Genomic DNA, 24,590 nt, shown 5'->3' on the forward strand with positions numbered 1-24,590 from the left:
AGTCATCTCGTAGGAGCCCCATGCGTGTCACCGCTGTTGAGTCGACCGAGTTGTTCGTCGGTACACCCGAGCGGCCGCTCCAGGTGGTGGCCGCCGGGATCGAGCACGTTCCGGGTCGCTCGGTCCACGTCACCGTCGAGGGACGCGGCGTCGGAGAGACGGTCGTCACCGTCGGCGAGAACGGCACCGTGCGCGCCGAGATACCCGTGACAGGCGACGGCGGACCGATCACGGTCACCGCGACCGACGGCGACGAGAGTGCGCACGGCACCGGCGAGTTCACGGTCGCCGAGCCCGGCTGGACCATGTTCATGGTCAGCCACTTCCACTACGACCCCGTCTGGTGGAACACCCAGGGCGCCTACACCGAGACCTGGGACGTCGTCGACGACCCCGCCGCCACCGGCCTGCCCGCCCGCCCCTTCGGCTACCGCGGCGACTCCGGGATGAGCCTGGTGCGGGCGCACAGCGATCTGGCCCGGCGCGACCCGGCGTACACCTTCGTGCTCGCCGAGGTCGACTACCTCAAGCCCTACTGGGACGCCTTCCCGGAGGAGCGCGCCTTCCTGCGGGAGCTGATCCGCACCGGACGCGTCGAGGTCATGGGCGGCACGTACAACGAGCCGAACACCAACCTCACCGGCGCCGAGGCGACCGTACGCAACGCGCTGTACGGCGACGGGTTCCAGCGCGGGGTCATGGGGGCGTCCCCGCAGACCGCCTGGCAGCTGGACGCGTTCGGGCACGATCCGCAGTTCCCGGGGCTGATGGCGGACGCGGGAGTGACCTCCAGTTCGTGGGCGCGCGGGCCGCACCACCAGTGGGGGCCGACGATGTCCGTGTTCGGGGAGGAGCCGCGCGATCCCGGACGGATGCAGTTCCCGGCCGAGTTCGAGTGGATCGCCCCCTCGGGACGCGGGCTGCTGACCGCGTACATGGTCAATCACTACGCCGCCGGCTGGGCGATCGACAGCGCGCCCGCCCTGCCCGAGGCGGAGGCCGCCGCCCTCAAGCTGTTCCAGGGGCTGAAGAAGGTCGCGCTCACGCGCAATGTGCTGCTCCCGGTCGGCGGGGACTACGCACCGCCGTGCCGCTGGGTCATGGACATCCACCGGGACTGGAACGCCCGTTACGTCTGGCCCCGGTTCATCAGTGCCGTCCCCCGGGACTTCTTCGCCGCCGTGCGCGCGGAGCTGGACGCCGAGGGTCGCAGGGCCTCGCCGCAGACCCGGGACATGAACCCGATCTACACCGGCAAGGACGTCTCCTACATCGACACCAAGCAGGCCCAGCGCCACGGCGAGACCCTCCTCGCCGACGCGGAGGCCTGGGCGACCCTCGCCTCGCTCGTCACCGGGCACTCCTATCCGGACGCGGCCCTCGACAAGGCCTGGCGCCAGCTCGTCTACGGCGCCCACCACGACGCCGTCACCGGCTCCGAGTCGGACCAGGTGTACATCGATCTCCTCACTGGCTGGCGGGAGTTGGCCGATCTCGCCGAGACCGTGCACGCGGACGCCACCAAGGCGCTGGCCGACCGGGTCGAGCCGGGCACCGGCCCGGACCTGGTGGTCTTCAACCCGACGACCTGGGAACGGCAGGACGTACTCACCGTCGACGACCCGGGCCTGGTGCCCGTCGGCGACGACTTCCAGCCGCTGCCCGCCGTGCGCGAGCGGGACGGCACCCTGCGGGTCGTCGTCCCGCAGGTGCCCGGCATGGGCCTCAAGACCCTTCCCCTGGCGGCCGGTTCCCTCCCCGGGTGGGCCCCCGGCGAGGGGACGACCATCCGCAACGAGTTCTACGAGGTGACGGTCGACGCGGCCCGCGGCGGTGCCGTGAGCAGTCTGCGGGCGGTGGCCGAGGGCGGCCGGGAGCTCCTGCCCGCCGGGGAGATCGGCAACGAGCTCGTCGTTCAGGAGGAGTTCCCGAGGCACCCGCGCTTCGGCGAGGGCCCCTGGCACCTCACCCCGACCGGCACGACCACCGCCCGCGGCCGTGACGTGACCGCCGACATCGAGGTCGAGCACTCCCCGGCCGGCTCCCGGATCACCGTCCGCGCCGACCTCGGCGTCTTCAAGTACACCCAGCGGCTGACCCTTTGGGCGGGCGTCGACCGCCTCGACGTCTCCACGACGATCGACGGCTACGACGGCGCCGACCGCCTGATCCGGGTCCGCTGGCCGTCCGACGTACGGGGCGGGCTGCCCGTGCACGAGGTCGCCGACGCGGTGATCGGACGCGGCTTCGGCTTCGTGGAGGTGGACAGCGAGCGGTTCCCGTGGACGCTGGACAACCCGGCCAACACCTGGTTCGCCCTGGCGTCCACGGCCCGGGTCCTCCTGCACGACGACTCCGGAGCGCCGCTCGGCAGTCGGGCCATCGGTGTCGCGGAACTGGTGTACGCCGACTGGGACGAGGCCGGTGAGCTGGGCACCCCGCTCGCGGCGGCCCTCGTCCGCGCGGGCGTCACCGCCACCTCGACCATCGCGGGCGGCCCCCGCTACGGAGACCTGGAGGTGGACTCCAACCTCCCCGACATCCGGATCGCCGTCGGCGGCCCGGAACGCAACTCCCTGGTCGCCGAGGCACTCGCCATGGACCCGGCCGCCGACCGCGAGCTGCGCCGCCAGGTCGCCGAGCGGGGCGTGGCGGCCGTGTGGGTCGCACCGCGCGCCTCGCTGCGCGAGGAGTGGGTGCCGGGCGCCGACGTGCGCGACCTGGAACGCCTGCCGCTGCTGGTGATCGCGGGCGCGGACCCGTCGGGTGACGCGAAGGCGGTCGACGTGCTGATCGCCGACCTCGAGGACTTCACCGTCACGGCCACGGCGCCGGGCGGCGGCGAGGCCCTGCCGCCGGGCGACGCCTGGGACGGACGCGGCTTCGCCGTCCTGAACCGCGGCACGCCGGGCTGTGTGGTCACCTCCTCCGGAGACCTCTACATGTCCCTGATGCGCTCCTGCACCGGCTGGCCGTCCGGCGTCTGGATCGACCCGCCACGCCGCACGACCCCCGACGGCTCGGGCTTCCAGCTCCAGCGCTGGTCGCACACCTTCGAGTACGCCGTCGTGGCGGGCGAGGGCGACTGGCGGGACCTCGGACTCCCGGCCCGCGGCCATGAGTTCAACCATCCGCTCACGGCCCGGGTGCGCGGTGAGGGCGCGTCTCCGCTCCTGCCCAGGAAGACCTCCCTGCTGGCGGTCGAGCCCGCCCGCGAGGTGCTCCTCGACGCCCTCAAGCCGCTGGGCTCGCCGCTGGCCCGGGGCGGCACGACGCCGGCGGACCCGGGGCGCGGGGTCGTCGTCCGCGTGCACGAGGTGAACGGCAGGCCGGTGCGGGCACGGGTGCGCGGGCCGGTCGCGTGGACGGAGGGCGCGCGGGCTGACGTACTGGAAAGGCCCGGGGAGTCGCTGATACCGGACGGCGAGGGGGCTCTGGAGGCGGAGCTGACCGGCTTCGAGGTGGCCACCGTCCTGGCCACGCCCCCACTGGCTCCCGAGCCGACGGCCGACCCCGGTGTCGCCGCCCACGAGCCCGCCCAGCCCGTCCACACCCGCTACTGGCTGCACAACTCCGGGCCCGCCCCACGCGGCAACATGCCCGTCTCCGTCTACCTCTCCCCCACGGCGCTGACCGCCTCCGGCCCCGTCACGGCGACGGTCCGGATCAGTTCGGAGCTCACCGACACCTCGACGAACGGCACGGTGGTCTTCGAGGTGCCGCCCGGCTGGTCCGCGGAGCCCGCCGAACTGCCGTACGCGCTCGGCCCCGGCGGGTTCTCGCTGGCCGAGGTGACGGTGACACCGTCACCGGACGCCGAGCCCGGCCGCCACTGGCTCACGGCCCGGCTGTCGTACGGCGGTCAGCACTACGAGGACGTCGTCGGCCTCGACGTACCCGGCGGTCCGCCCGCCGGCCAGGGGCTGACGTGCGAGTTGAACGCCGACCGGGTCACCGTGCGCAGGGGTGAGCGGGCTCAGGTTCCGGTGAGCCTGCACAACACCACACGGGGCCCGGTCGGCGGCCAGCTGTGGGCGGTGTCGTCGTGGGGCACGTGGCGGGGCGTGGGCCCAGGACTGCGGGACTTCACGGTGCCGGGCGGGGAGCAGGCGGAGACGGTCATCGAGGTGGACGGCTCGTCGATCCCACCGGGTTCGTACTGGCTGCTGGCGAAGGCGGCGTGGCACGGCCGGGTGGCGTACACGAGGGCGATCACCCTGGAGGTGACGGAGTGACGGAACACGCGGCACTGGTGGACGGCGACCCGATCCCGACAGAACGGGTGAACTCCTTTCTGAAAACCCCCTCTGGGGGCGCGGGGAACGGCGCGACCAACCACAACGAACCCGCACCCGCCCGACGACAAACAGAGGCACCCTCTGCCGCGAGACAACGCCGCCGCTGGGCAACCCAGGTGGTCGTCACCGACGAACTCGCCCGAAGAGCCTGCACAGACCGAGGCCTGAAAGTACCGGAAGAGGTGTCACCCGCCTCCGTCCTGGCCATCGCCGAGACAGACGTCGCCGACCTCGGCAGCATCGTCGCCGCAGCCCTCGCCCACTCCCCCGCCGCCCGCGCCCTCCTCGCCGCCCTGGAGTCCGAACAGACGGTCCCGGAGACCGCCGTACGGGACTACTACGACCGCAACCGAGACCGCTTCCTCACCCCGGACGCCCTCAGGCGTGGCGTCGATCCCTTCGACGAGGCCGCGCCCGGCGACACGCTGCCCTACGACGAGGTCCGCGAAGGCATCTCACGCGAGCTCCACAAGGCGGCCGCCCGCAAGGCCTTCTTCGGTTGGCTGGACCAGGCACGCGCCGCCGTGACCTACGCCCACGGGCACGAACACCCCGGCGATCCCTCCCACCCGGACCACGAACACCGGCACTGATCTCGTACGGAACCTAAACGCAACACGGGAAACCATTGACCTCCGATGAATTCTGGTCCACCTTTTCATCAATCGGAGTCGGAGTTGGTTCATTGAACCAGCCGTGGAGGGCATGACATGCGTGCAAAGAGACTGACCCGCACCCTGACCTGTTTCGCCGTTCTGTCGCTGACGGCCGCCGGCTGCGGCCTGTCCGGCGGCGGATCCGACAGCGGTGACTCCACCGCCGGCGGCTGCAAGGTCGACAAGGGCAACGTCGGGTCGGGCAAGCTCACCGGCGAGGTCAAGGGCGACATCACCTTCCAGACCACCAACCTGAAGAAGGACTTCGGGGACTTCTTCAACGGAGTGATCAAGGACTTCGAGACGGCCCACCCCGGCACCAAGGTCAAGTGGATCGACGACCCGGGCGACTCGACGTTCGGCCAGCGCACCGTCGCCGACGCCCAGGCCTGCACCCTGCCGGACGTCCTCAATGTCGACTCCCCCACCGCGACCTCCCTCACCAAGGCCGGCTACCTGCTGAACGTGGGCGTCAAGGACCCCGACGCCGCCAAGCCCTTCGTGCCGGCCTTCTGGAAGTCCAGCGTCATGAAGGACCCCTCCGGCGCGTCGGTCCACACGGTCCTGCCCTGGTACACCGGCGGCATCCTCCTGACGTACAACACCGATCTGCTGAAGCAGGCCGGCATCGACCCGGCCAAGCCGCCGACGACCGTGTTCGGGCTGTTCGCCGACTACGAGAAGGTCGCCAAGGCGGCCAAGGGCAAGTTCTACGCGACGATGGCCAACCCGGTGTGGCGGATCCCGGCCGACTGGGACCAGATGAACATCAAGACGCTCTCCGCCGACGGCAAGTCCGCCGTCTTCGCCGACGACCCGCGCACGGTCCAGTGGGTCGAGTGGATGACCAAGCTGTACAAGGAGGGCGCGATGCCGAAGGACTCGCTGTCCTCCAGCAACGACCCCTCCACGCTCTACAGCCAGGGCAAGGTCGCCTACGGCTCGACCAACCCGAGCTTCGTGCGCTTCGTGCAGCAGAACAGCCCCTCGGTCTACGACAAGACCGCGGTCGGCCAGCAGCCCTTCGACGCGCTCGGCCACACCACCGGCGCCCCGCAGTACATCGCGACCGCGGCGACCAGCAAGAACGCCCCCACGGCGCTGGCGTTCTCCGAGTTCCTCACCAACGCCGAGAACCAGACGGCCTGGTGCAAGGACCCGAAGGTGGTGATCTTCCCGACCACCTCGGCCTCGCTGGACGACCCGTTCTTCCAGAAGGTCACCGGTGACGACCCGTTCGCGCAGGCCCGCCAGCTGGTCGCCGAGCAGCTGAAGACGGCCACCGCCTACCAGACCAACATCTCCTCGGCCATGCAGAACGCCATCGTCGCCCAGGTGCAGCTGGCCATGCAGGGCAAGAAGAGTGCGGCGGACGCCGTGAAGGACGCCCAGGCGAAGGCCGACGAGATGCTGAAGCAGAGCAGCTGATGGCGGCGACGCACACCACGAACCCGGTGTCCGTGCCCGGTGCGGAGGCGAAGGTCTCCCCGCCGGGCCCGGCCCCGTCCCGCGCCCGCCGGCTCGCCAGGGCCGTCCTGCCGGGCCCCGCCCCGGGCGCCAACGGCGCCGCCATGTACCGCCGTTGGTGGCTGCCCTGGCTGTGGACCGCGCCCGCGATCGCCTGCGCGGTGATCTTCGGGGTGTTCCCGTTCCTCAACACCATGCTGCTGTCGTTCACCAACGCCAAGCCGCTGGGCGGCGCGTACAGGTTCGTCGGGCTCGACAACTACACGCGGATGCTGGACGACTCGGACTTCTGGCTGGCGACCCGCAACAGCATCCTGTACGCGCTGATCGTCGTACCGCTGATGGTGCTGCTGCCGCTGCTGCTGGCGGTGCTGGTGGAGAAGAACCTGCCGGGCATCGGCTTCTTCCGGTCCGCCTTCTACACACCGGTGCTGGCCTCCAGCGTGGTCGTCGGGCTGAGCTGGCAGTGGCTGCTGGCCGACGACGGACTGGTCAACACCTGGCTGCAGAAAGCCCACTTGATCAGGTCGGCCGTCCCGTTCCTGTCGGACTCCTGGCTGATCCTGCTGTCCGCGATGGGCCTGACCCTGTGGAAGGGCCTCGGCTGGTACATGGTCTTCTACCTGGCCGCCCTCGGGAACGTCCCCAAGGAGCTCCACGAGGCCGCCGCCATGGACGGCGCCGGAGCGGCCCGGCGCTTCTGGCACATCACCGTGCCCGGCGTACGGCAGGCCATGATGCTCGTCGGCACCCTCACCGGCATCGGATCGCTCAGGGTCTTCACCGAGATCTACATGCTCGGCAGCGCCACCGGCGGACCCGGTGGCGCCGACCGCACCCTGCCCTTCTACATCCGGGACGTCGGCCTGGACCCGATCACCGGCAACGCGGGATACGGCTCGGCCGTCAGCGTGGCCCTGTTCCTGCTGACGCTGGGACTGACCCTGCTGGCGCAGCGCCTGACGAAGGAGGACGAGGCATGACGACCGCTGTCGCACCCAAGCGCCGCCGCCTGACGCCGCGTTGGCGGGACTACGGCCGCCCCCGCGAGCTCGTCGTCCGCTATCTGCTGCTCCTCCTGGTCCTCGGCCTCACCGTCGGCCCGCTGCTGTGGCAGCTCCTCGCCTCCCTGAAGAGCACCGGCGAGGACGTCTTCGGCGCCAACGCCACCCTGCTGCCCCACCACCCGACCCTGCGGGCCTACAGGACCATCTTCGACCAGGTGCCGGTGGGCACGTACATCAGGAACAGCCTGATCGTGGTAGCCCTGTCGGTCACCAGCCAGCTGGTCTTCTCCACCACCGCCGGCTACATGCTCTCCAAGCCCGGCTGGAAGGGCCGCAAGGCGGTCTGGGTGGTCCTGATCGCCTCGATGATGTTCCCCTTCGAGTCGATCATGGTCTCGCTGTTCCTGAGCATCCGGGACATGGGCCTGGTCGACCACCTGGCCGGCGTGTGGCTGCCCGGGTTCGTGGGCGCCATCAACGTCCTCCTCATGCGCGGCGCGTTCCTCGCGGTCCCGCGCGAGATCGAGGACTCGGCCATGCTCGACGGCGCGAACGAGTGGCAGCGCTTCAGGCACCTGTATCTGCCGTCCGCGTGGGGCGCGATCCTGGTCGTCGTCATCAACACCTTCATCAGCGCCTGGGACGACTTCCTGTGGCCGCTGATCGTGCTGCGCTCCGAGAGCAACATGACGCTGACGCTGGGGCTTTCACGCCTGCAGAACTCGTCTTTCGGCTACGACCAGCGGATGGTCATGGCCGGCTCGGTGATCTCCGTGGTCCCGGTGCTGGTGCTGTTCGTGATCACCCAGCGGTGGTTCTACAAGGGCGTGTCGGCGGGGGCCGTGAAGCTCTGACCCCGGGCTTCGAGCGCCTCGCGTGCGGACGCGGCGACCCTGATCTCGACCGTGCCGCTGAGGCCTTCGAGAGACAGGGTCACCGTACGGCGCTCGCCCGGAGCAAGAGCCACACCCTCGAACGCGCACAGTTCGAGGGTGCGCGGCCAGAAGGGGGTGATCAGGCGGCGTAGGTACACCTGGACCACCGAACGCCCGTACCGCCGATCGGTGTTGGTGACATCCACCTCGACCGTGCGTCCCGTGAGGCGTGGCTCGCCGTAGGCGAAACTCGTGTACGACAGCCCGTGCCCGAAGGAGTACCGCGGCTCGGCGCTCTCGTCCACGTATCCGCCGTACTCGGTGTCCTTGTGGTTGTAGTAGACGGGGAGTTGGGCCGCCGAGCGCGGTACCGAGACCGGCAGGCGGCCCGCCGGTTCCGCGAGTCCGAGCAGCACCTCGGCGATCGCCTCACCGCCCCAGGGGCCGGGGTACCAGGCGGTGAGCAGCGCGGGCGCGGTGTCCGGCAGGACGTGCGGGCGCCCCTGCACCAGCACGACCGCGGTCGGTGTGCCCGTCGCCACGACGGCGTCCAGCAGCGCGTACTGGGCTGCTCCCAGCCCCAGTCCGGCCAGGTCGACGCCCTCGCCGCAGGTCATCTCGGACACGGCGTTGAGCGCGGCCCCGTTGGCGTCGAACTCCGTCTCGGGGGTACGGGCGCTGCTGCCGCCCAGCACCAGGACGGCGAGGTCGGACGCGGCGGCCTGGGCGATGGCCTCGGGGATCCCGGAGACGTCGGCGCCGGTGAGGGCGCAGCCGGGGGCGTACCGGATGTCGAGGCCGGGCGGGGCGAGCCGGCGCAGGGCGTCGAGGACACTGCTGCCGGTGGCGGGGCGCTGCGGGGCGGTGTAGTCGCCCAACTGGTGGGCGGTGGTGGCGGCTTGGGGGCCCAGTACGGCGACCCGTGAGACGTTCGCGCCGATGGGAAGTACGCCGTCGTTGCGCAGGAGGGTGACGGCCGCCCGCGCGACCTCCCTGCTGAGCTCCTCGCCGCCGGCCGGCGGGGAGGCCGTCGTGTGCTGCTGCTCGAACAGTCCCAGCCGGAACTTGAGGCGCAGGACGCGGGCGACGGCGCCGTCGAGAACGGTCTCCTTGACGAGTCCTCGCTCGACCGCCTCCTCCAGATGGGTGAAGCCCTCGTCCCAAAGGCTCAGATCCACACCGGAGTCGAGGGCGAGAGCACCCGCGGAGACCTTGTCCCCCGTGATCCGCGCCAGCCGGTCGACGGCCAGGCCGTCCGCCATGACGAGCCCGTCGAAGCCCCAGTCCTCGCGCAACAGCCCGGTGAGCAGGGCACGGTTGCCGGAGCAGGGCATCCCGTCGACCTCGTTGTAGGCGGCCATGACGGCGGCGGCGCCCGCGCGGACACCGGCCCGGGCGGCTGGGAGGTGGATCTCGTGGAGTTCACGCAGGCCGAGTTCCGACTCGGCGGAGTTGCGGCCGCCGACGGTGGCACCCTGACCGGCGAAGTGCTTGAGGACGACGGGGGCCTTGTCGGCGGCGAAGACGCCGTCGCCCGGGACACCCTGCATTCCCCGGACCAGCGCCTCCGTCAGCCGGGCGGCCAGGTACGGGTCCTCGCCGAAGCACTCCTCCGTACGGCCCCAGCGCGGGTCGCGGACGATGTCCAGCGCCGAGACGAGGGCCACGTGGCCGCCGCGGGCCCGGAGTTCGGCGGCGGCGTGCGCGGCGGCGCGCTCGTGGAGGTCGGGGTCCCAGGTGGCGCCGACCGCCAGGTTGACCGGGAGGACCGTGCCGTCGAGGGCCATGTGGCCGTGCGGGACCTCCTCGACGAGGAGTGCGGGGATGCCGAGCCGGCTCCGGCTCACGACATGCCGCTGGACCAACTCGGCGAGGGCGGCTCCGTCGGCGACGCCGGGTCCGCTGCCGTGATCCACGCCGGACCAGGCGTCTGCGCGCTGGAGGCCATAGAGGGCACCGAGTCCCTCGAAGCGGTCGGTCTCGGCGTACAGGGCCTCGGTGAGTTCGAAGCCGCCGTCACCGGTGCGGCGGTAGGCGTCCCAGCCGTACATGCGCTGGTTGAGCTGGCCGACCTTCTCGCGCAGGGTCATCCGGGACAGGAGGTCGCGGACGCGGGCGTCCACGGGTGCGGTGGGGTCGCGGTAGAGGGCGTCGCTCATGACGGGTGCGCCAGCCGTGCGAGGGCGACCGCGCCTGGACAGCCGTCGGCCACCCAGTCGAGGCTCAGGCCGTGGGTGTGGAGCCGCTCGGCCAGCGGGGTCGTGAGCGGACCCTGGGGACCGAGGAGGCCGCCCGTGGCGACGATCCGTTCGCCGGGGCGTGGTTCCAGCGCCCGTACGGTCTCCAGCAGGTGGTCCGCCGCCTCGCTCAGGATCGCCCTGGCCACGGCGTCCTGCTCGGCGGCCGCGTCGGCGACCAGCGGGGCGAAGCGGGCCAGCCGGATCGGCGGATCGGCCATGACGGCGGGCAGCAGATGGCGGCGGAAGTCCTCACGCCGGGCGCGTTCCCAGCCGGGGACGCCGGTGGGGTGGGCTCCGGTACCGCTGGGCAGGGCGGTGCCGCCATGGTCGTACGAAGGGATTGAGCCCTTCGGGAGGACGTCGACCGGCAGGCCCAGGGTGCGGCCGACCCAGCCGGCGAGGACGGTCGGCCGGCCGCGGCCGTCGGCCATGCGCAGGGCCGCGCGGACCGCGCTGCGGCCGATCCAGAAGCCGCTGCCCTCGTCGCCGAGGAGCCAGCCGTCGCCGTCCACCGTGGTCGTGGCGTGACGGTCGGTGATGCGTATGGCGACCGCGCCCGTGCCCGCCACCAGGGCGAGGCCCTCGGAGGGGGTGCCGGGGGCGGCGGCGAAGGCGGCCTCGATGTCGCTGCAGACGCCCACCCGACCGGCCGGGATGCCGAGGCGGCCCAGGGCCTCGGTGAGGGCCGTGCGGGCCCTGGCGGTGCCGGGGTCCTCCGCTGAGGCCGCCGTGGCGCCCGCGAAACCGCCGGTCACGGCCACGACCCGGGCGCGCGCACCCTCGGGCACCACCCGGGCGAGCGCCTCGGCGAGGTGGTCGGTGAGCTGCGGGACCGGCACGGTCATGGCATTGCCCGGGCCGCCGGTGCTCTCGCCCAGCACGCGACCGTCGTCGGCGGCGGCGAGGACCGCGCGGGTGCGGGTGCCGCCGGCGTCGAGGCCGACGACCAGATCGCGACCGTCGCGCAATTCGTGGTTCAAATCATTACCCATCGACGACTATGGTGATTGATACATTCGCGCAGGACAAGGGCCCGGCCCGAGGAGGATCCCATTCCCACGCTCCGCTTCGGCGTCAACTACACACCCCGCCACGGCTGGTTCCACGCCTGGCACGACTTCGATCCGGGCCGCGCCCGCGAGGATCTGGCACAGATAGCCGGGCTCGGCCTCGACCACGTCCGGGTCTTCCACCTCTGGCCGCTCCTGCAGCCCAACCGCACGCTGATCCGCACCGCGGCCGTGGACCAGCTGACGCGGTTGGTCGATCTGGCGGCCGAGGCGGGCCTCGACGTCCTGGTGGACGGCGTGCAGGGCCATCTGTCGAGCTTCGACTTCTACCCGGAGTGGACCCGCAGCTGGCACCACCGCAACGTCTTCACCGACCCGGAGGCGATCGACGCCCAGGCCGACCTGCTCCGCACCCTCGGCCGCGCCCTCGCAGGCCGTCCGAACCTCATCGGCCTCCAGCTGGGCAACGAGCTCAACAACCTCGTCGAGCACAACCCGGCGACCGTGGCGGAGGTCGACCACTACCTGGACACCCTGCTGGCCGCCGCCCGGGACGGTCTGGGCTCCGAGGGCCTCGTCACCCACTCCGCGTACGACGCGGCCTGGTACGGCGACGACCACCCCTTCACCCCGGAGGCCTCGGCCCGCAAGGGAGACCTCACCACGGTCCACCCCTGGGTCTTCTCCGGCGGCTGCGCGAGCCTCTACGGCCCCCGTTCCCCCCAGGTCCTGCACCTCGCCGAATACGGCACGGAACTGGCCAAGGCCTACGCCGAGGACCCGGCCCGCCCGGTCTGGGTCCAGGAAACCGGCGCCCCCGAACCCCACATCCCGGCCGCCGACGCCCCGCACTTCGCCCGCGAGACGATCCTGAACGCGTCGGGCTGCGAGAACCTGTGGGGCGTGACGTGGTGGTGCTCCCACGACGTGGACCGCTCACTGGCGGACTTCCCGGAGCTGGAGTACACGCTGGGGTTGTTCGACTCCGACGGGCGGCCCAAACCGATCGCGGAGGCCGTGGCGGCCACGGCGACGGAACTTCGGGCCGGCCCCTCGACACCGGATCCCCGCGACACGGCCCTGGTCCTGGACTGCACGCCGTCCACGCGCTCGGTGTCGGGGCCGGGCGGGGCCTACTTCGAGGCGTGGATGAACCTGCGCCAGGAGGGTGTGCGCCCGGCGGTGATCCTGGCGGAACGGGCGGAGGACGAGGGCTACCTGGCGGCAAGAGGAGTCAAGGAGCTCATACACATACCGTGAAGGTGAGCGCCCTTAGGGGCGCGGGGCTGTGTCGATGTGCGGCTCCGCCGCGTGGGCGCGACCAGCCCCCACCGGCCCGCAGACGAATCACCGCGCTCCGGCCAGCACTTCGGCCACCGCCCGCAAATTGACCCTCCCCCGCCCGTAAGAACACAACGCCCCCTCCTCCGGCAGCCCCGTGGCCACCCGCACGACCCCCGGCCGCCGGGCCACCAGCTCGTCCCGCATGCGGGCCTGCCACGGATACAGGCCCGCATCGGACGTGGCCACCACCAGCGGCGCTTCCCCGGCCTTGGCCAGAATCACGTCGACGAGCGCGGCGGGATCGACCGGCTCCCCCGCGACCGCCGTCCCCGTAGCCGTCGGATCAATGGCCAGCACCTCGGTCAGCAGATCCTCTCCACCCCAGTTCAACGCCGGATGCGGCGCCGGAAAGAGGTCCACGACATGGGCCCCCCGCACACCCACCGGAGGTACCCGCACGGCCCGCCGAGCCGCCTCCAGCCCCGCCCCTTCGTCCCATACGGCGATCTCGTCGGCCGGCGTCGCATACCGCTCGACCAGCCGCTGAACCCGCCCCGCGGCCTCCCGGACCCGTTCCTCGCCGAGCACCCCGTCCCGCAGCGCCTCGAGCACGGCGTCCCGGCACTCCAGGCTCACCGCAAGATCCGCCACGGCGACGATGACCTGGTCCGCTCCGGCGGCGAGGGCGATCCGCGCCCCCGCGGCCTCCCCGTACAGGTCCGCGATCGACTTCATCTCCAGCGCGTCGCTGACCAGCACCCCGTCGAAGTCGAGTTCGTGCCGCAGCAGATCCCCGAGGATGCGCCGGCTGAGCGTGGCCGGCCGGTTGGGGTCCAGTGCCGGGAAGACGACATGCGCGCTCATCAGCATCGGCACGCCCGCGGCGATCGCGGTCCGGAAGGGGCCGAGGTCGAGTTCGTCGTACGGGCGCGGGTCGACGGCGAGTTCGTGGTGGCTGTCGGTGAGGGTGCCGCCGTGCCCGGGGAAGTGCTTGGCGCAGGAGGCGACGCCCCGCGCCTCGGTGGCCGCGATCCAGGCGCCCAGGTGCCGGGAGACCAGCTCGGGCTCGGTACCGAAGGCCCGCGTGCGCACGATCGGGTTGCCGGCCTCACGCTGGATGTCGGCGACGGGGGCGTAGGAGGCGGTGATGCCCAGCGTGGCCAGATGTCCGGCGAGCGCGTCGGCGCAGCGGGCGGTGAGGTCCGGGTCGTCGACGACGCCGAGGGCGTAGGAGCCGGGGACCTCGGGGGCGCCCGCGGCGACCAGGTGCCCGATGCCGCCGCCCTCGTTGTCGATGGCGACCAGCAGGTCGGGACGCAGGGCCCGCAGCGTGTCGGTGAGCCGGCGCACCTGTTCCGCGTCGCGCACGTTGCGGGTGAACAGGATGACTCCGCCGAGGCCGCGGTCGATGAGTCGCTTCAGGGTGTCGGGGACGGCCGTGGTGCCTTCGAAGCCGGCGACGAGACAGCGGTGGGCGGCCTCGTCGAGGTCGACGGGCAGGGCGGTGCGGACAGGCTGACGCTCGGTAGGGGTCACCCCTGGAATCCTCTGGCTCGTCCAGCCGAAAGTCAACATACCAATGGTTCGGTCATTCATCGCCCGGCGGGCGGACCGTCACTCGAGCCGTTCCCAGCCCAGCCCGTCCGCGGAGGCGACGAGGTGACCCGGGCCCGCCGTACCGGTGTCGTCCAGGGGGCCGCCGTAGAGCGCCTGCTCCTGGAGATCATTGCCGGTCCGGAAGGTCTCGCCGACGACCCGCGTGGACAGCAGCGGGTTCACCCCGTCGTCAGCGTTCGCCAACCCGCCCACCGCGCCGTCCAGTTCGGCCGCCGCGGCACTCCAGTGGTCCCCGAGCCGCTCCGGCCCCAGCACCGCCGAGTCACCCGAGACGAGTCCACCCGCCAGCTCGGCGAAGGCCGCCACCTCGGTGCTGTCGACCTTCGTGACCTTCTTCGCGGACCAGAAGTAGGACTCGTCGTTGCGCTCCATGTCGTAGAAGGCGATGAGGAAGTCGTAGAACACCCCGTACTCACGCCGGTACCGCGCCTCGAACTCGGTGAAGCCACGCTCCTCGGGCACACTGCCGTCGAGTGCCGAGTTGACCGCGCGGGCCGCCAACAGGGCGCCGTAGGTGGCCAGATGGACGCCGGACGACAGCACCGGGTCCACAAAGCAGGCGGCGTCCCCGACGAGCGCCATGCCGGGCGTCCAGAAGAACTTCTTCCAGTACGACCAGTCCTTGCGCACCCGCACCCGGTCGTACGGCGGCTCGGTCGCGGCCGGCACTCCGTCGAGCAGCTCGGCGACCTCCGGGCAGGCCCGGATCATGTCCTGCCAGGCAGCCCGCGGATCCCGCTGGACGGCCGCGGTGTGCTCGGGCGAGATCACGGCGCCGACGCTGGTGAGGTCGTCACGCAGCGGGATGTACCAGAGCCAGCCGGCGTCGAACGCGGCACAGAAGATGTTGCCCCTGTTCGGCTCCGGGAGCCGGCGTCCGCCCGCGAAGTACCCGAACACGGCGAGGTTGCGGAAGAAGTCGGAGTACACCCGTTTCCCGCCCACCCCGGAGTGCACCCGGCTGGTGTTGCCTGACGCGTCGATGAGGTAACGGCCGTACTCGGTACGGGCGTTGCCGTCACCGTCGGTGTACTCGACCCCGCGCACCCGCTCGTCGTCGGCGACGATCCGGCGCACCGTGCTGCCCTCACGCACCTCGGCGCCGACGCGGGCGGCGTTGCGCAGCAGGATCTCGTCGAACCGGGAGCGTTCCACCTGGAAGGCGGTCGCCGTGGGTTCGGGCAGCCGGGGCGTCATGGAGAAGGAGAACTGCCACGGCTTCGGATCGCGCCCCCAGCGCAGTGTGCCGCCGCGCTTGAGGGTGAACCCGGCCTCGGCGACCTCCTCGGCGACACCGAGGATGCCACACAGACCGTGCACGGTCGCCGGCAGCAGCGACTCGCCGATCTGGTACCTAGGGAAGGTCTCCCGCTCCAGCAGTAGCACCCGGTGCCCGCGCATCGCCACGGCGGCCGCGGCGGTCGAGCCGGCCGGCCCACCACCGACGACGATCAGGTCGTACTCGGGGTCCATCGGGAACTCCAGTTCTCGGTCGGGGTGACGCGGGTCGTGGGCGGTCGCGGGTCGTGGGCCGTCGTGGGTCGGGGGCCGTCGTGGGTCGTGGGCGGTCGCGGGTCGAGGGCTTACGCGGGATCGTGGGCGGTCGCGAGTCGAGGGCTTACGCGGGATCGTGGGCGTTCGCGAGTCGTCGGCGGTCGTGGGTCGTGGGCGTACGTGGGATCGTGGGCGCTCGTGGGTCGAGGGCTTACGCGGGAACGTAGGCGGTCGCGGGGTCGTGGGCGGTCGTGGGGTCGTGGGCTTACGTCGGTCGTGGGCGGTCGCGGGGTCGTGGGCTTACGTCGGTCGTGGGCGCTCGTCGGTCGTGGGCGCTCGTCGATCGTGGCCGTACGCCGATCGTGGTGGGCCTACGCGGGCAGCCAGGCGCGAATCGCCGTGGCCGTGGCGTCGGCGTCCTGGTGGACGACGGAATAGTGGTCGCCGGGGACGTCCGCGGTGTCGTGGGGCAGCGGCCAGTGCGGCAGCCAGTCCCCCGCGGGGTCGATCCTCCGCATCTCGGCGGTCGGGCGGCCACGCAGCAGCAGCGTCGGCACGGGGCACGACTCGGGGGCCGGCTCGGGATGCCATCCCTCGAGGACCCGCGCATAGCCACCGCCCGCGATCAGCAACGAGTCGTCGAACTCCGCGACCACGTCCTCCGGCAGGGCGGCACCGGCCGCCATCAGGGCGAGTGCGCGCGCGTCACCGCGCTGGAGCACGCCCGCGTGGGAGTCGATCAGGACGACACCGGCCGGCGGCTCACCGGCGGTCGCCAGCCGGCGTGCCACCTCGTGCGCGATCACCCCGCCGGCGCAATAGCCGACCAGGACCACAGGCCCTCCCCGGGCGATCTCCCGCACCGCGTCGGCGTGCGCTCGCGCCAGCGTCTCCATCGAGTCCGGCACCGCCCTGCCGGCCCCGAATCCGGGGTGCTCCAGCAGGTACAGGTCCCGCTCCCCGTCGAACTGCCGGGCCAGTCCGGCCGGGACGCGCTGGAAAGGTGCGAGGTAGTCCGGGATGTAGGCGAGCGCGGCGGCCCTTCCTCCGGTGCCGCCTCGGGCGAGCCGGACGGGTCCGACTGCATGCCGGGCGCGCTCGGCCGCGGTGAAGGACGGCAGGGCGTACGAGGCGACGTACCGCAGGGTCATCGCCTCCAGCGGACCCTGCTCCCCCAGGACGCGGTGATAGAGGGTGCTGAACCGGTAGGCGGACGGCGTTACTTGATCCGTTGTCTCCGTCACCGGGGTGCCCTCCGGCTCCTCCGGAAACGCGCCCGCCTCCCCCAACGCGTCGAGGATGTGCGCCGACAGCCCCTCCAGCGTCGGATGCTCGAGGACGACCGTCGGCGCCAGCCGCACCCGCGTGAACGCGCTGAGCCGGTTGCGGAACTGAAGGGCCGTCAGCGAGTCGAAGCCGAGCTGTCCGAACTCCCGGTCGGCCGGGAACGCCTCCGCGTCCGGGAAGCCGAGCACCGCGGCCAGTTCGGCGCGGAGCAGATCCGCCAGCACATCGGCGCGGTCCGCCTCGGGAGTCGCCGCGAGCCGCTTGCGCCAGGCACCGGGAGCCTGGTCGGCCGCCCGTGCCACGGCGACGGGTGCCGGGCGCGCCGGGAGCAGGTCGGCGAGCACCGGCGGCAGGGTCGAGCCGCTCGCCGTGGCACGGGCGAACGGGACGGGCACCAGCACCGGTTCGGCCGTGCGTAGCGCGGAGTCCAGCAGTTCGACTCCCGTCAGCTCGGTGACCGCGGGCACTCCGCCCTCGTCCGACAGGTGCGGCGCGATCCGGCCCGCCATGCCCTCGCCGTCCGTGGTGGTCCAAGGGCCCCACGCGAGGGACTGCGCGGGCAGCCCACGGGCGGCCCGGTACTCGGCCAGCGCGTCGAGGAAGCCGTTGGCGGCCGCGTAGTTGGACTGTCCCGGCCGGCCCAGCACACCGGCGGCCGACGAGTACAGCACGAACGCGGCCAGCCCAAGGTCCTCGGTCGCCTCGTGCAGATGCCAGGCGGCGTCCGCCTTGGGCGCCAGCACCTCGGCCACCCGCTCCGGAGTCATGCCGTCCACCACACCGTCGGCCACCACTCCGGCCAGATGGAACACACCGGTCAGCGGCGGGCTGCAGGACTCGACCAGCGCGTCGACGGCCGCCCGGTCGCTCACGTCACAGGCCACCACCCTTACCTCCGCGGACAGTTCGGCCGCCCAGTCGGGAGTACGGCCGCCGCGGCTCGCCAACAGCAGGTGCCGTGCCCCGTGTTCGGCAACGAGATACCGGGCGAGGCTCGCGGCGAGCGCACCCGTGCCACCGGTGATCAGCACGGTGCCGTCGGGATCGAGGGCGGGTGGCGGGGCGCTCGCAGGTCCGGCGGTGACCAGCCGGGGCACCAGTACCGTGCCTTCGTGCAGGGCGAGTTGGGGTTCGCCGGTGCGCAGGGCCGCTTCCAGTTCCGCGGGCGTGGCGGTGCCGCCGCGGAGGTCGACCTGAGCGATCCGGCCGGGGTGCTCGGACTGGGCGCTGCGCAGGAACCCGGCCACCGCGGCCTGCGCCGGGTCCGGGTCGTCCCCGGTGGCGTGGTGGGTGAGTACCAGCAGACGGCCCGGACGGGGGTCGGCGACCCAGTCGCGTACGCGGGCGAGGACGGCCGTGACGAGGTCCCGGGCCCGGCCCGGCATGTCCTCGCGGGATCCGGCCGGCAGGTGCGCGGCGTCGAGCAGTTCGTACGCGGTGTCGGTGTGTCCGGCTTCCGTGGCGGGCCGCCAGTCCACCTTGTACAGCTCGGTGGGCCGGACCTTCACCGCCCGGGTCACCAGTGACTCGACGGTGGCCAGGGGCCGCCCGTCCACGCCGGTCAGCGTCACCCGTACCTCGTCGGGTCCGAGCCGCTCCAGACGCGCCCTCGCGGCGGTGGCGCCGGTCGCGTGCACGGTCACTCCGGTACAGGCGAGCGGGACCCGCGCCTCGCCCGGCCCCTCGGCCGGCAGGGCGGCGTGCAGGGCCGCGTCGAACAGCACGGGATGCAGGGCGTACGAGCCGGCCTCCGCCGCCTCCTGCGGCTGAAGTGCCAGCTCCGCGAACGTCTCGGCGCCGCGCCGCCACAGCCTGGTGACCGCGCGAAAGGCCCGGCCGTAGTGGTGGCCGTACGCGGCGGGCCGCGCGTAGTCGACGGCGAACTCCTCGGCACCGGCGGGCGGCCAGGTGACGTCCTGAGCAGCGGTGGGTGGTGTGCCGGCCGCGGCGACCGACGCTTCGGCATGGCGGACCCACGTCTCGCCGGCTCGTGCCCACACGGTGACCGGGCGGTTCCCCTCCTGATCGGGGGCGTCCGCGACCACCTGGATCGGCACCTGCTCCGACGCGGGCAGCACCAGCGGCTCATGGAGGACCAGCTCGGACAGCCGTGGCGAGCCCGCCGCCACGCCTGCCCCGGCCGCCCGGAACGCCAGCTCGGCGAAGACCGTCGCGGGCACCAGCACCCGGTCGCCGATCACATGGTCCGCGAGCCAGGGCTGCCGGGCGGTGGACAGCACACCGCTGTACCGGGTCCGGGGCCCGTCGGCGTCCGGTTGCGGCGGTCCTACCAGCTTCCGGTTGCCGCCGCCGTTGCCGCGCACGTCGAGCCAGTAGCGCTGCCGCTGGAAGGGGTACGTCGGCAACGGCCGCCGCCGGGCGCCGGTCCCGGCGTACACGGACCGCCAGTCCACCGGCACGCCGTGGACGTGCAGCTCCGCCAGGGCCACGGCCGTCTCGGCACCGCACGTGAACAGGGCCCCTGAGCCCGGCTCGACGCACTCCTCGGCCGCCGTGATCAGCGCCGCCGACGGTCCGGCCTCCACGTACGCCGTCACCCCGGCCCGCGCCAGCCACCGCACCGCGTCGGCGAACCGTACGGTCTCGCGTGCCTGCCGTACCCAGTACTCGGCGGTCCGGATCGCGTCCGGCTCCGGGCCGCCGGTCAGCATCGACACCACCGGCAGGGACGGGCGGTGGAAGGTGACCGACTCGGCGACCTTGCGGAACTCCGCCAGCATGGGGGCGAGCAGCGGCGAGTGGAAGGCGTGGCTGACCTTCAGCCTGGTCGCCGTCCGCCCGAGTCGAGCCGCCAGCGCGGACACCGCCTCCTCGGCACCGGACAGCACCACGGACTCGGGGCCGTTGACCGCCGCGACGGCGACCGGGGCACCGGGGACTTCGTCGAGCCGTTTCAGCACGTCCGTCAGGGGCGCCCGTACGGCGAACATCGCGCCGCCCGCGGGGAGTCCGGCCATCAGTCGGCCCCGCGCGGCCACCAGCCGTACCGCGTCGGACCGCGAGAGGACGCCCGCGATGTGAGCGGCGGCCAGTTCGCCGATCGAGTGGCCGACCAGGAAGTCCGGCCGTACCCCGCAGTCGGCGAGAAGGGTGTACAGCGCGACCTCGTAGGCGAACAGAGCGGGCTGGGCGTAGTCGGTGCGGTGCAGGAGGTCGCCGCCGTGGTCGTCGATCACCTCGCGCAGAGGCTGGTCCAGGAACGGGGTGAAGGCGTCGCACAGTTCGGTGAACGCCTTGGCGAACGCGGGGAAGACGGCGGCCAGTTCACCTCCCATGCCGGTCCGCTGGGCGCCCTGGCCGGCGCAGAGCAGCGCGACCTTGGAGGTGCCGCGCGCGGTGCCCTTGCGCAGTACGGGGCTGTCGGCGCCGTCGGCCAACTCCCGGAGCCCGGCAAGGAGTCCGCCGGCGTCGGCGGCCAGCACGGCGGCGCGGCGCTGGAGCGGAGTCCGGGTGGTGGCGAGCGAGTAGGCGACATCCAGGGCGGCCGCGTCACCTTCCACGTCGGCGAGAGCTGCCGCCAACTCCCTCGCGTGGGCCCGGAGTCCGGCCTCGTCGCTGCCGCTGACGAGCCAGGCGGCGGCGGTGCGCGGGCTTCCGGAGCGGATGTTCCGGGGTTCCTCCTCGGCTTGTTCCGGCTCCTCGATGATCACGTGCGCGTTGGTCCCGCCGATCCCGAACGAGGAGACCGCCGCCCGGCGCGGCCGGTCCCGCTGCGGCCAGGGCCTGGCCCGGTCCAGCAGCCGTACCGCCCCGTCGGACCAGTCGACGTGCGGCGACGGCTGCTCCGCGTACAGCGACCTGGGCAGTTCGCCGTGGCGCATCGCCTCGATCATCTTGATGACACCGGCCACCCCGGCCGCGGCCTGGGTGTGCCCGAAGTTCGACTTGACCGAGCCCAGCCAGACCGGGTCCTGCGGGTCGCGGTCCTGACCGTAGGTGGCGAGCAGGGCGCCCGCCTCGATGGGGTCGCCGAGCGCGGTCCCGGTGCCGTGGCCCTCGACGGCGTCGACGTCGGCCGTACGGAGTCCGGCGTCGGCCAACGCCAGCCGGATCAGCTCCCGTTGGGCCTCGCCGTTCGGGGCGGTGAGGCCGTTGGACGCGCCGTCCTGGTTGACGGCGGAGCCCCGCAGCACCGCCAGGACCGGGTGGCCGTTGCGCCGGGCGTCGGACAGCCTCTCCAGCAGCACCAGGCCCACTCCCTCGGCCCAAGCGGTGCCGTCCGCGCCGTCCGCGAAGGACCGGCAGCGGCCGTCCGCCGACAGCCCCCGCTGCCGGCTGAACACCACGAACGGCTTCGGACTGGCCAGTACGGTCACCCCGCCGGCCAGCGCGAGGGTGCACTCGCCCGCGCGCAGCGCCGCGGCGGCCAGGTCCATGGCGACGAGGGAGGACGAGCAGGCCGTGTCGACGGTCAGGGCCGGGCCACGCAGGCCCAGCACGTAGGAGATCCGTCCGGAGGCCACGCTGCCCGCCGACCCGGCACCGAGGTGCGCCTCCAGCGGGTGCTGCGACGCCCCGCCGCCGTATCCGCCGTGCATCAGACCGACGTAGACACCCGTGGCACTGCCGCGCAGCGACGGCGCGGGGATGCCCGCACGCTCCAGCGTCTCCCAGGCGACCTCCAGCAGCAGCCGTTGCTGCGGGTCCGTGGCCGTGGCCTCGCGCGGCGAGACACCGAAGAACAGGGGGTCGAAGTCGGCCGCGTCGGTGAGGAAACCGCCACGTCGGGTGTACGTCGTCCCGAGCCGGTCGGGGTCGGGGTGGTACAGGGCGTCGACGTCCCAGCCCCGGTCGGCCGGGAACTCGCCGGTGGCGTCCACACCGTCGGACACCAGCCGCCACAGGTCCTCGGGCGAGCGCACCCCGCCCGGGTAACGGCAGCCGACGGCCACGATCGCGATCGGCTCCGCGGCGGGCCCGCGGCGCGGCTGCGCCGTCTCGCGTGAGCCCCCGTGAAGACGCTCGTCCAGGTGGGTGGCGAGCGCGGCGGGAGTGGGGTGGTCCCACACCAGAGTGGCGGGCAGCCGCAGTCCGGTACGGAGACTGAGCCGATGCCACAGGTTCATCGCGCCCATGGAGGTGAGCCCGAGATCGGCGAAGGCGGTGTGCGGATCGATAGCCGCCGCATCGGTGACGGGCGCCTCACGACTACCGGCCACCGGGCCAAGTCCGGACGCCCCAGGACCACCCGCCACCGACGCGACCACGGGCACCTCACGACCACCCGCCGCCGGGGCGACCACCGGCACCTCACGACCACCCGCCGCCGGCGCAAGCACGGACGCCCCACCGACCGCCGACCCGTCAGACGCAACCGGCTCGCCCACGGCCTCCGACCCGGCAGAATCGCCCGGCTCGCCGACGCCCTCCGACCCACTACCCCCAGCCGACCCACCAGCCGTCCCCGCCCAGCCGACCGTCGAACCCCCGCGGACCCCCGCCTCCCCACGGACCCCGGCCTCCCGCCGAGCCGCCGCATCCCCGTCGACAGTCACCGCGTCCGCGTCGACAGCCGCCGCCCCACCGATCGCACCCGCCCCACCGATCGCCGCCATCTCCGCGCACACCAGCTCGGTGAGGGCCGCCCGACGCTCCGCCGGGGTACGGTCGGCGAGGCCCGTGAGGGTCTCCTCGGGCGGGCGGGCGGCGAGGCCCTCCCTGAGGACGGCCCGCCGTGGCTTGCCGGCCGCGGTGCGGGGGACGGCCGGGGTGAACAGGACATCGTCGGGGACCTTGTGCGCGGAGAGCACCTCGGCGCACGCCCGCAGCAGGGCGCCCGTGTCGAGGCCCCGCTCCCGCGGTACGACGAAGGCGACCGGGACCTCGCCGAGCAGCGGGTGCGGTCGCGCCACCACGGCCGCGTCCAGCACTCCGGGCAGTCCGCGCAGCACCTGCTCGACCTCGACGGGATCGACGTTCTCGCCGCCGCGGACGATCCGGTCGTTCACGCGTCCCCTGACGGTCAGGTATCCGTGCTCACCGAACCGTCCCAGGTCACCGGTGCGGTACCAGCCCTCCCCGGCCACCGCGCCCCCGTCGTGGTACCCGAGCATGACGCCGGGCCCGCGCACCCAGATCTCGCCCTCGGCGCCGACGGCCTCCTCCCCGGTCCCGGGGTCGGTGAGCCGCACCTCCATGCCGGGCAGCACCGCCCCGCTGCTCCCCCGCACCCGCGGCCCCGCCAGCGACTCCATGGCGATCTTGCCGCAGGTCTCGGTGCTGCCGTACCCGTCGAGCAGGGGCGCCCCGAGCCGCCGCTCCACCCGCTCCCGCAGCTCCGGTTCGCTCGGCGCCCCGGCGGTGACGCACACCCGCAGCGAGGGCACCTCGCCGAGTCCGGCGTCGAGCAGCTGCTGGTAGGTGAGCGGCACTCCGCCCAGCACCGTCGGAGCGAACTCGTCGATGAGCCGTAACAGCGCGGCCGGTTCCCGCACCGCGGTGATCCGCGCGCTGCCGCCCGCCACGGTCGTACCGAGCACACAGAGCGAGTGGGCGTAGGTGTGCGCGAGCGGCAACGGCCACAGCAGCCGGTCGTCCGCCGCCAGCCCCAGCCGGGGCACATAGCAGGCGACCGGCGACCAGAGCGCGGACCGCTGGCTGGCGACGGCGGCCCTGGGGGTGCCCGAGGTGCCGGAGGTGTAGAGCAGCCAGGCGGGCTCGTCCAGACCGAGATCGTCGCGCGGTTCGGGTGACCGGCCGTCCGCCACGAGGTCGTCGAAGTGCGCGACACCCTCCGGCACCGGCCCCTCCCCGGTCACCACCAGTCGCGGCGACCGCTCCCCGACCACACTGGCGATCCGCGCCAACTGCCGCCGGTCCACGACCAGTACCTCCGGATCGCAGTCCGCGAGCAGCGCCGCGAGTTCGGCGTGGGTGCCGCGCGGGTTCAACGGCACACCCACGGCGGCGGCTCGGACCGTCGCGAGCAATCCCTCGACCAGCTCCACGCTGTTGTCGAGACAGAACGCCACCCTGGCCCCGCGCCCGACGTCCAGGGCACCCGCCAACCGCCTTGTGCGGAGCTCGAGTTCGGCCCAGCTCACCGCCCGCCGGTCGTCGGCGAACGCGAGCTTCCCGCCGTATCGTGAGGAGTTCCCGACCAGCAACTCCACCACCGGCCGGACCTCGGCCACTCCCCCGACGCGCATCGGGCCTCCCTCTGGATCACCGAATCCGCACGCTATCCCGCCCGCGTGCCCGGCACCGCATCACAAAGAGGGCCCAGGTGGCCGGAGTTGATCGGTCGGCGTCCCGCGAACGCGAGCAGCCGACAGACCCACCACGAGCGGCGTCACCCCGGGCGGCCCCCACCGCCCGGTGGCGCGTCCGGAGGG

Annotated in this window: 11 protein-coding genes; 6 read left to right on the forward strand and 5 right to left on the reverse strand. The window is 72.8% G+C overall.

What is annotated here, in order from left to right; translation table 11 throughout:
• Positions 1 to 20 precede the first annotated feature (20 nt).
• From BFN33_RS47610 to BFN33_RS47630, 5 genes are all read left to right on the forward strand, one after another.
• Positions 21 to 4,235: an NEW3 domain-containing protein gene (locus tag BFN33_RS47610; protein ID WP_069766470.1), complete on the forward strand. Its 4,215-nt coding sequence runs from the start codon at positions 21 to 23 to the stop codon at positions 4,233 to 4,235.
• Entirely contained in the window at positions 4,232 to 4,891 is a 660-nt protein-coding gene (locus BFN33_RS47615) for a malonyl CoA-ACP transacylase (RefSeq protein ID WP_069766471.1), read from the forward strand. The genes BFN33_RS47610 and BFN33_RS47615 overlap by 4 nt, the downstream gene beginning before the upstream one ends.
• A 117-nt stretch (positions 4,892 to 5,008) precedes the next feature.
• A complete protein-coding gene (locus tag BFN33_RS47620; RefSeq protein ID WP_069766472.1) occupies positions 5,009 to 6,382 on the forward strand; it encodes an extracellular solute-binding protein in 1,374 nt (457 codons plus the stop codon).
• The gene (locus BFN33_RS47625) at positions 6,382 to 7,404 is read left to right on the forward strand and encodes a carbohydrate ABC transporter permease (protein WP_069766473.1); all 1,023 of its coding nucleotides are present in this window, start codon (positions 6,382 to 6,384) and stop codon (positions 7,402 to 7,404) included. Before BFN33_RS47620 ends, BFN33_RS47625 begins: the two co-directional genes overlap by 1 nt.
• On the forward strand, positions 7,401 to 8,282 hold the full coding sequence (locus BFN33_RS47630) for a carbohydrate ABC transporter permease (RefSeq protein ID WP_069766474.1): 882 nt from the start codon (positions 7,401 to 7,403) through the stop codon (positions 8,280 to 8,282). Before BFN33_RS47625 ends, BFN33_RS47630 begins: the two co-directional genes overlap by 4 nt.
• Here the strand turns inward: BFN33_RS47630 and BFN33_RS47635 are convergent.
• Both BFN33_RS47635 and BFN33_RS47640 read right to left on the reverse strand, forming a co-directional pair.
• Entirely contained in the window at positions 8,246 to 10,462 is a 2,217-nt protein-coding gene (locus tag BFN33_RS47635) for a glycoside hydrolase family 3 N-terminal domain-containing protein (protein WP_069766475.1), read from the reverse strand. The genes BFN33_RS47630 and BFN33_RS47635 overlap by 37 nt on opposite strands.
• On the reverse strand, positions 10,459 to 11,535 hold the full coding sequence (locus tag BFN33_RS47640; RefSeq protein WP_069766476.1) for an N-acetylglucosamine kinase: 1,077 nt from the start codon (positions 11,533 to 11,535) through the stop codon (positions 10,459 to 10,461). The genes BFN33_RS47635 and BFN33_RS47640 overlap by 4 nt, the downstream gene beginning before the upstream one ends.
• A 15-nt stretch (positions 11,536 to 11,550) precedes the next feature.
• Between BFN33_RS47640 and BFN33_RS47645 the strand changes: the two genes are divergently transcribed.
• A complete protein-coding gene (locus tag BFN33_RS47645; RefSeq protein WP_088245545.1) occupies positions 11,551 to 12,813 on the forward strand; it encodes a cellulase family glycosylhydrolase in 1,263 nt (420 codons plus the stop codon).
• A gap of 87 nt (positions 12,814 to 12,900) precedes the next feature.
• Here BFN33_RS47645 and BFN33_RS47650 read toward each other — a convergent pair whose 3' ends face one another.
• The 3 genes from BFN33_RS47650 to BFN33_RS47660 all read right to left on the reverse strand — a co-directional run bounded on the left by BFN33_RS47650 (position 12,901) and on the right by BFN33_RS47660 (position 24,404).
• On the reverse strand, positions 12,901 to 14,373 hold the full coding sequence (locus tag BFN33_RS47650; RefSeq protein ID WP_069766477.1) for a glycoside hydrolase family 3 N-terminal domain-containing protein: 1,473 nt from the start codon (positions 14,371 to 14,373) through the stop codon (positions 12,901 to 12,903).
• Between the two features lie 78 nt (positions 14,374 to 14,451).
• Positions 14,452 to 15,927: a tryptophan 7-halogenase gene (locus BFN33_RS47655; RefSeq protein ID WP_069766478.1), complete on the reverse strand. Its 1,476-nt coding sequence runs from the start codon at positions 15,925 to 15,927 to the stop codon at positions 14,452 to 14,454.
• A gap of 392 nt (positions 15,928 to 16,319) precedes the next feature.
• Entirely contained in the window at positions 16,320 to 24,404 is an 8,085-nt protein-coding gene (locus tag BFN33_RS47660; RefSeq protein ID WP_069766479.1) for a type I polyketide synthase, read from the reverse strand.
• Between the last annotated feature and the right edge of the window lie 186 nt (positions 24,405 to 24,590).

It is taken from the genome of Streptomyces sp. LUP47B (assembly GCF_001746295.1).
Classification (GTDB): domain Bacteria; phylum Actinomycetota; class Actinomycetes; order Streptomycetales; family Streptomycetaceae; genus Streptomyces.

Coding starts and splice junctions, on each gene's coding strand:
- BFN33_RS47610 (WP_069766470.1), top strand. CDS start 21: ATGCGTGTCACCGCTGTTGAGTCGACCGAGTTGTTCGTCGGTACACCC.
- BFN33_RS47620 (WP_069766472.1), top strand. CDS start 5,009: ATGCGTGCAAAGAGACTGACCCGCACCCTGACCTGTTTCGCCGTTCTG.
- BFN33_RS47625 (WP_069766473.1), top strand. CDS start 6,382: ATGGCGGCGACGCACACCACGAACCCGGTGTCCGTGCCCGGTGCGGAG.
- BFN33_RS47630 (WP_069766474.1), top strand. CDS start 7,401: ATGACGACCGCTGTCGCACCCAAGCGCCGCCGCCTGACGCCGCGTTGG.
- BFN33_RS47635 (WP_069766475.1), bottom strand. CDS start 10,462: ATGAGCGACGCCCTCTACCGCGACCCCACCGCACCCGTGGACGCCCGC.
- BFN33_RS47640 (WP_069766476.1), bottom strand. CDS start 11,535: ATGGGTAATGATTTGAACCACGAATTGCGCGACGGTCGCGATCTGGTC.
- BFN33_RS47655 (WP_069766478.1), bottom strand. CDS start 15,927: ATGGACCCCGAGTACGACCTGATCGTCGTCGGTGGTGGGCCGGCCGGC.
- BFN33_RS47660 (WP_069766479.1), bottom strand. CDS start 24,404: ATGCGCGTCGGGGGAGTGGCCGAGGTCCGGCCGGTGGTGGAGTTGCTG.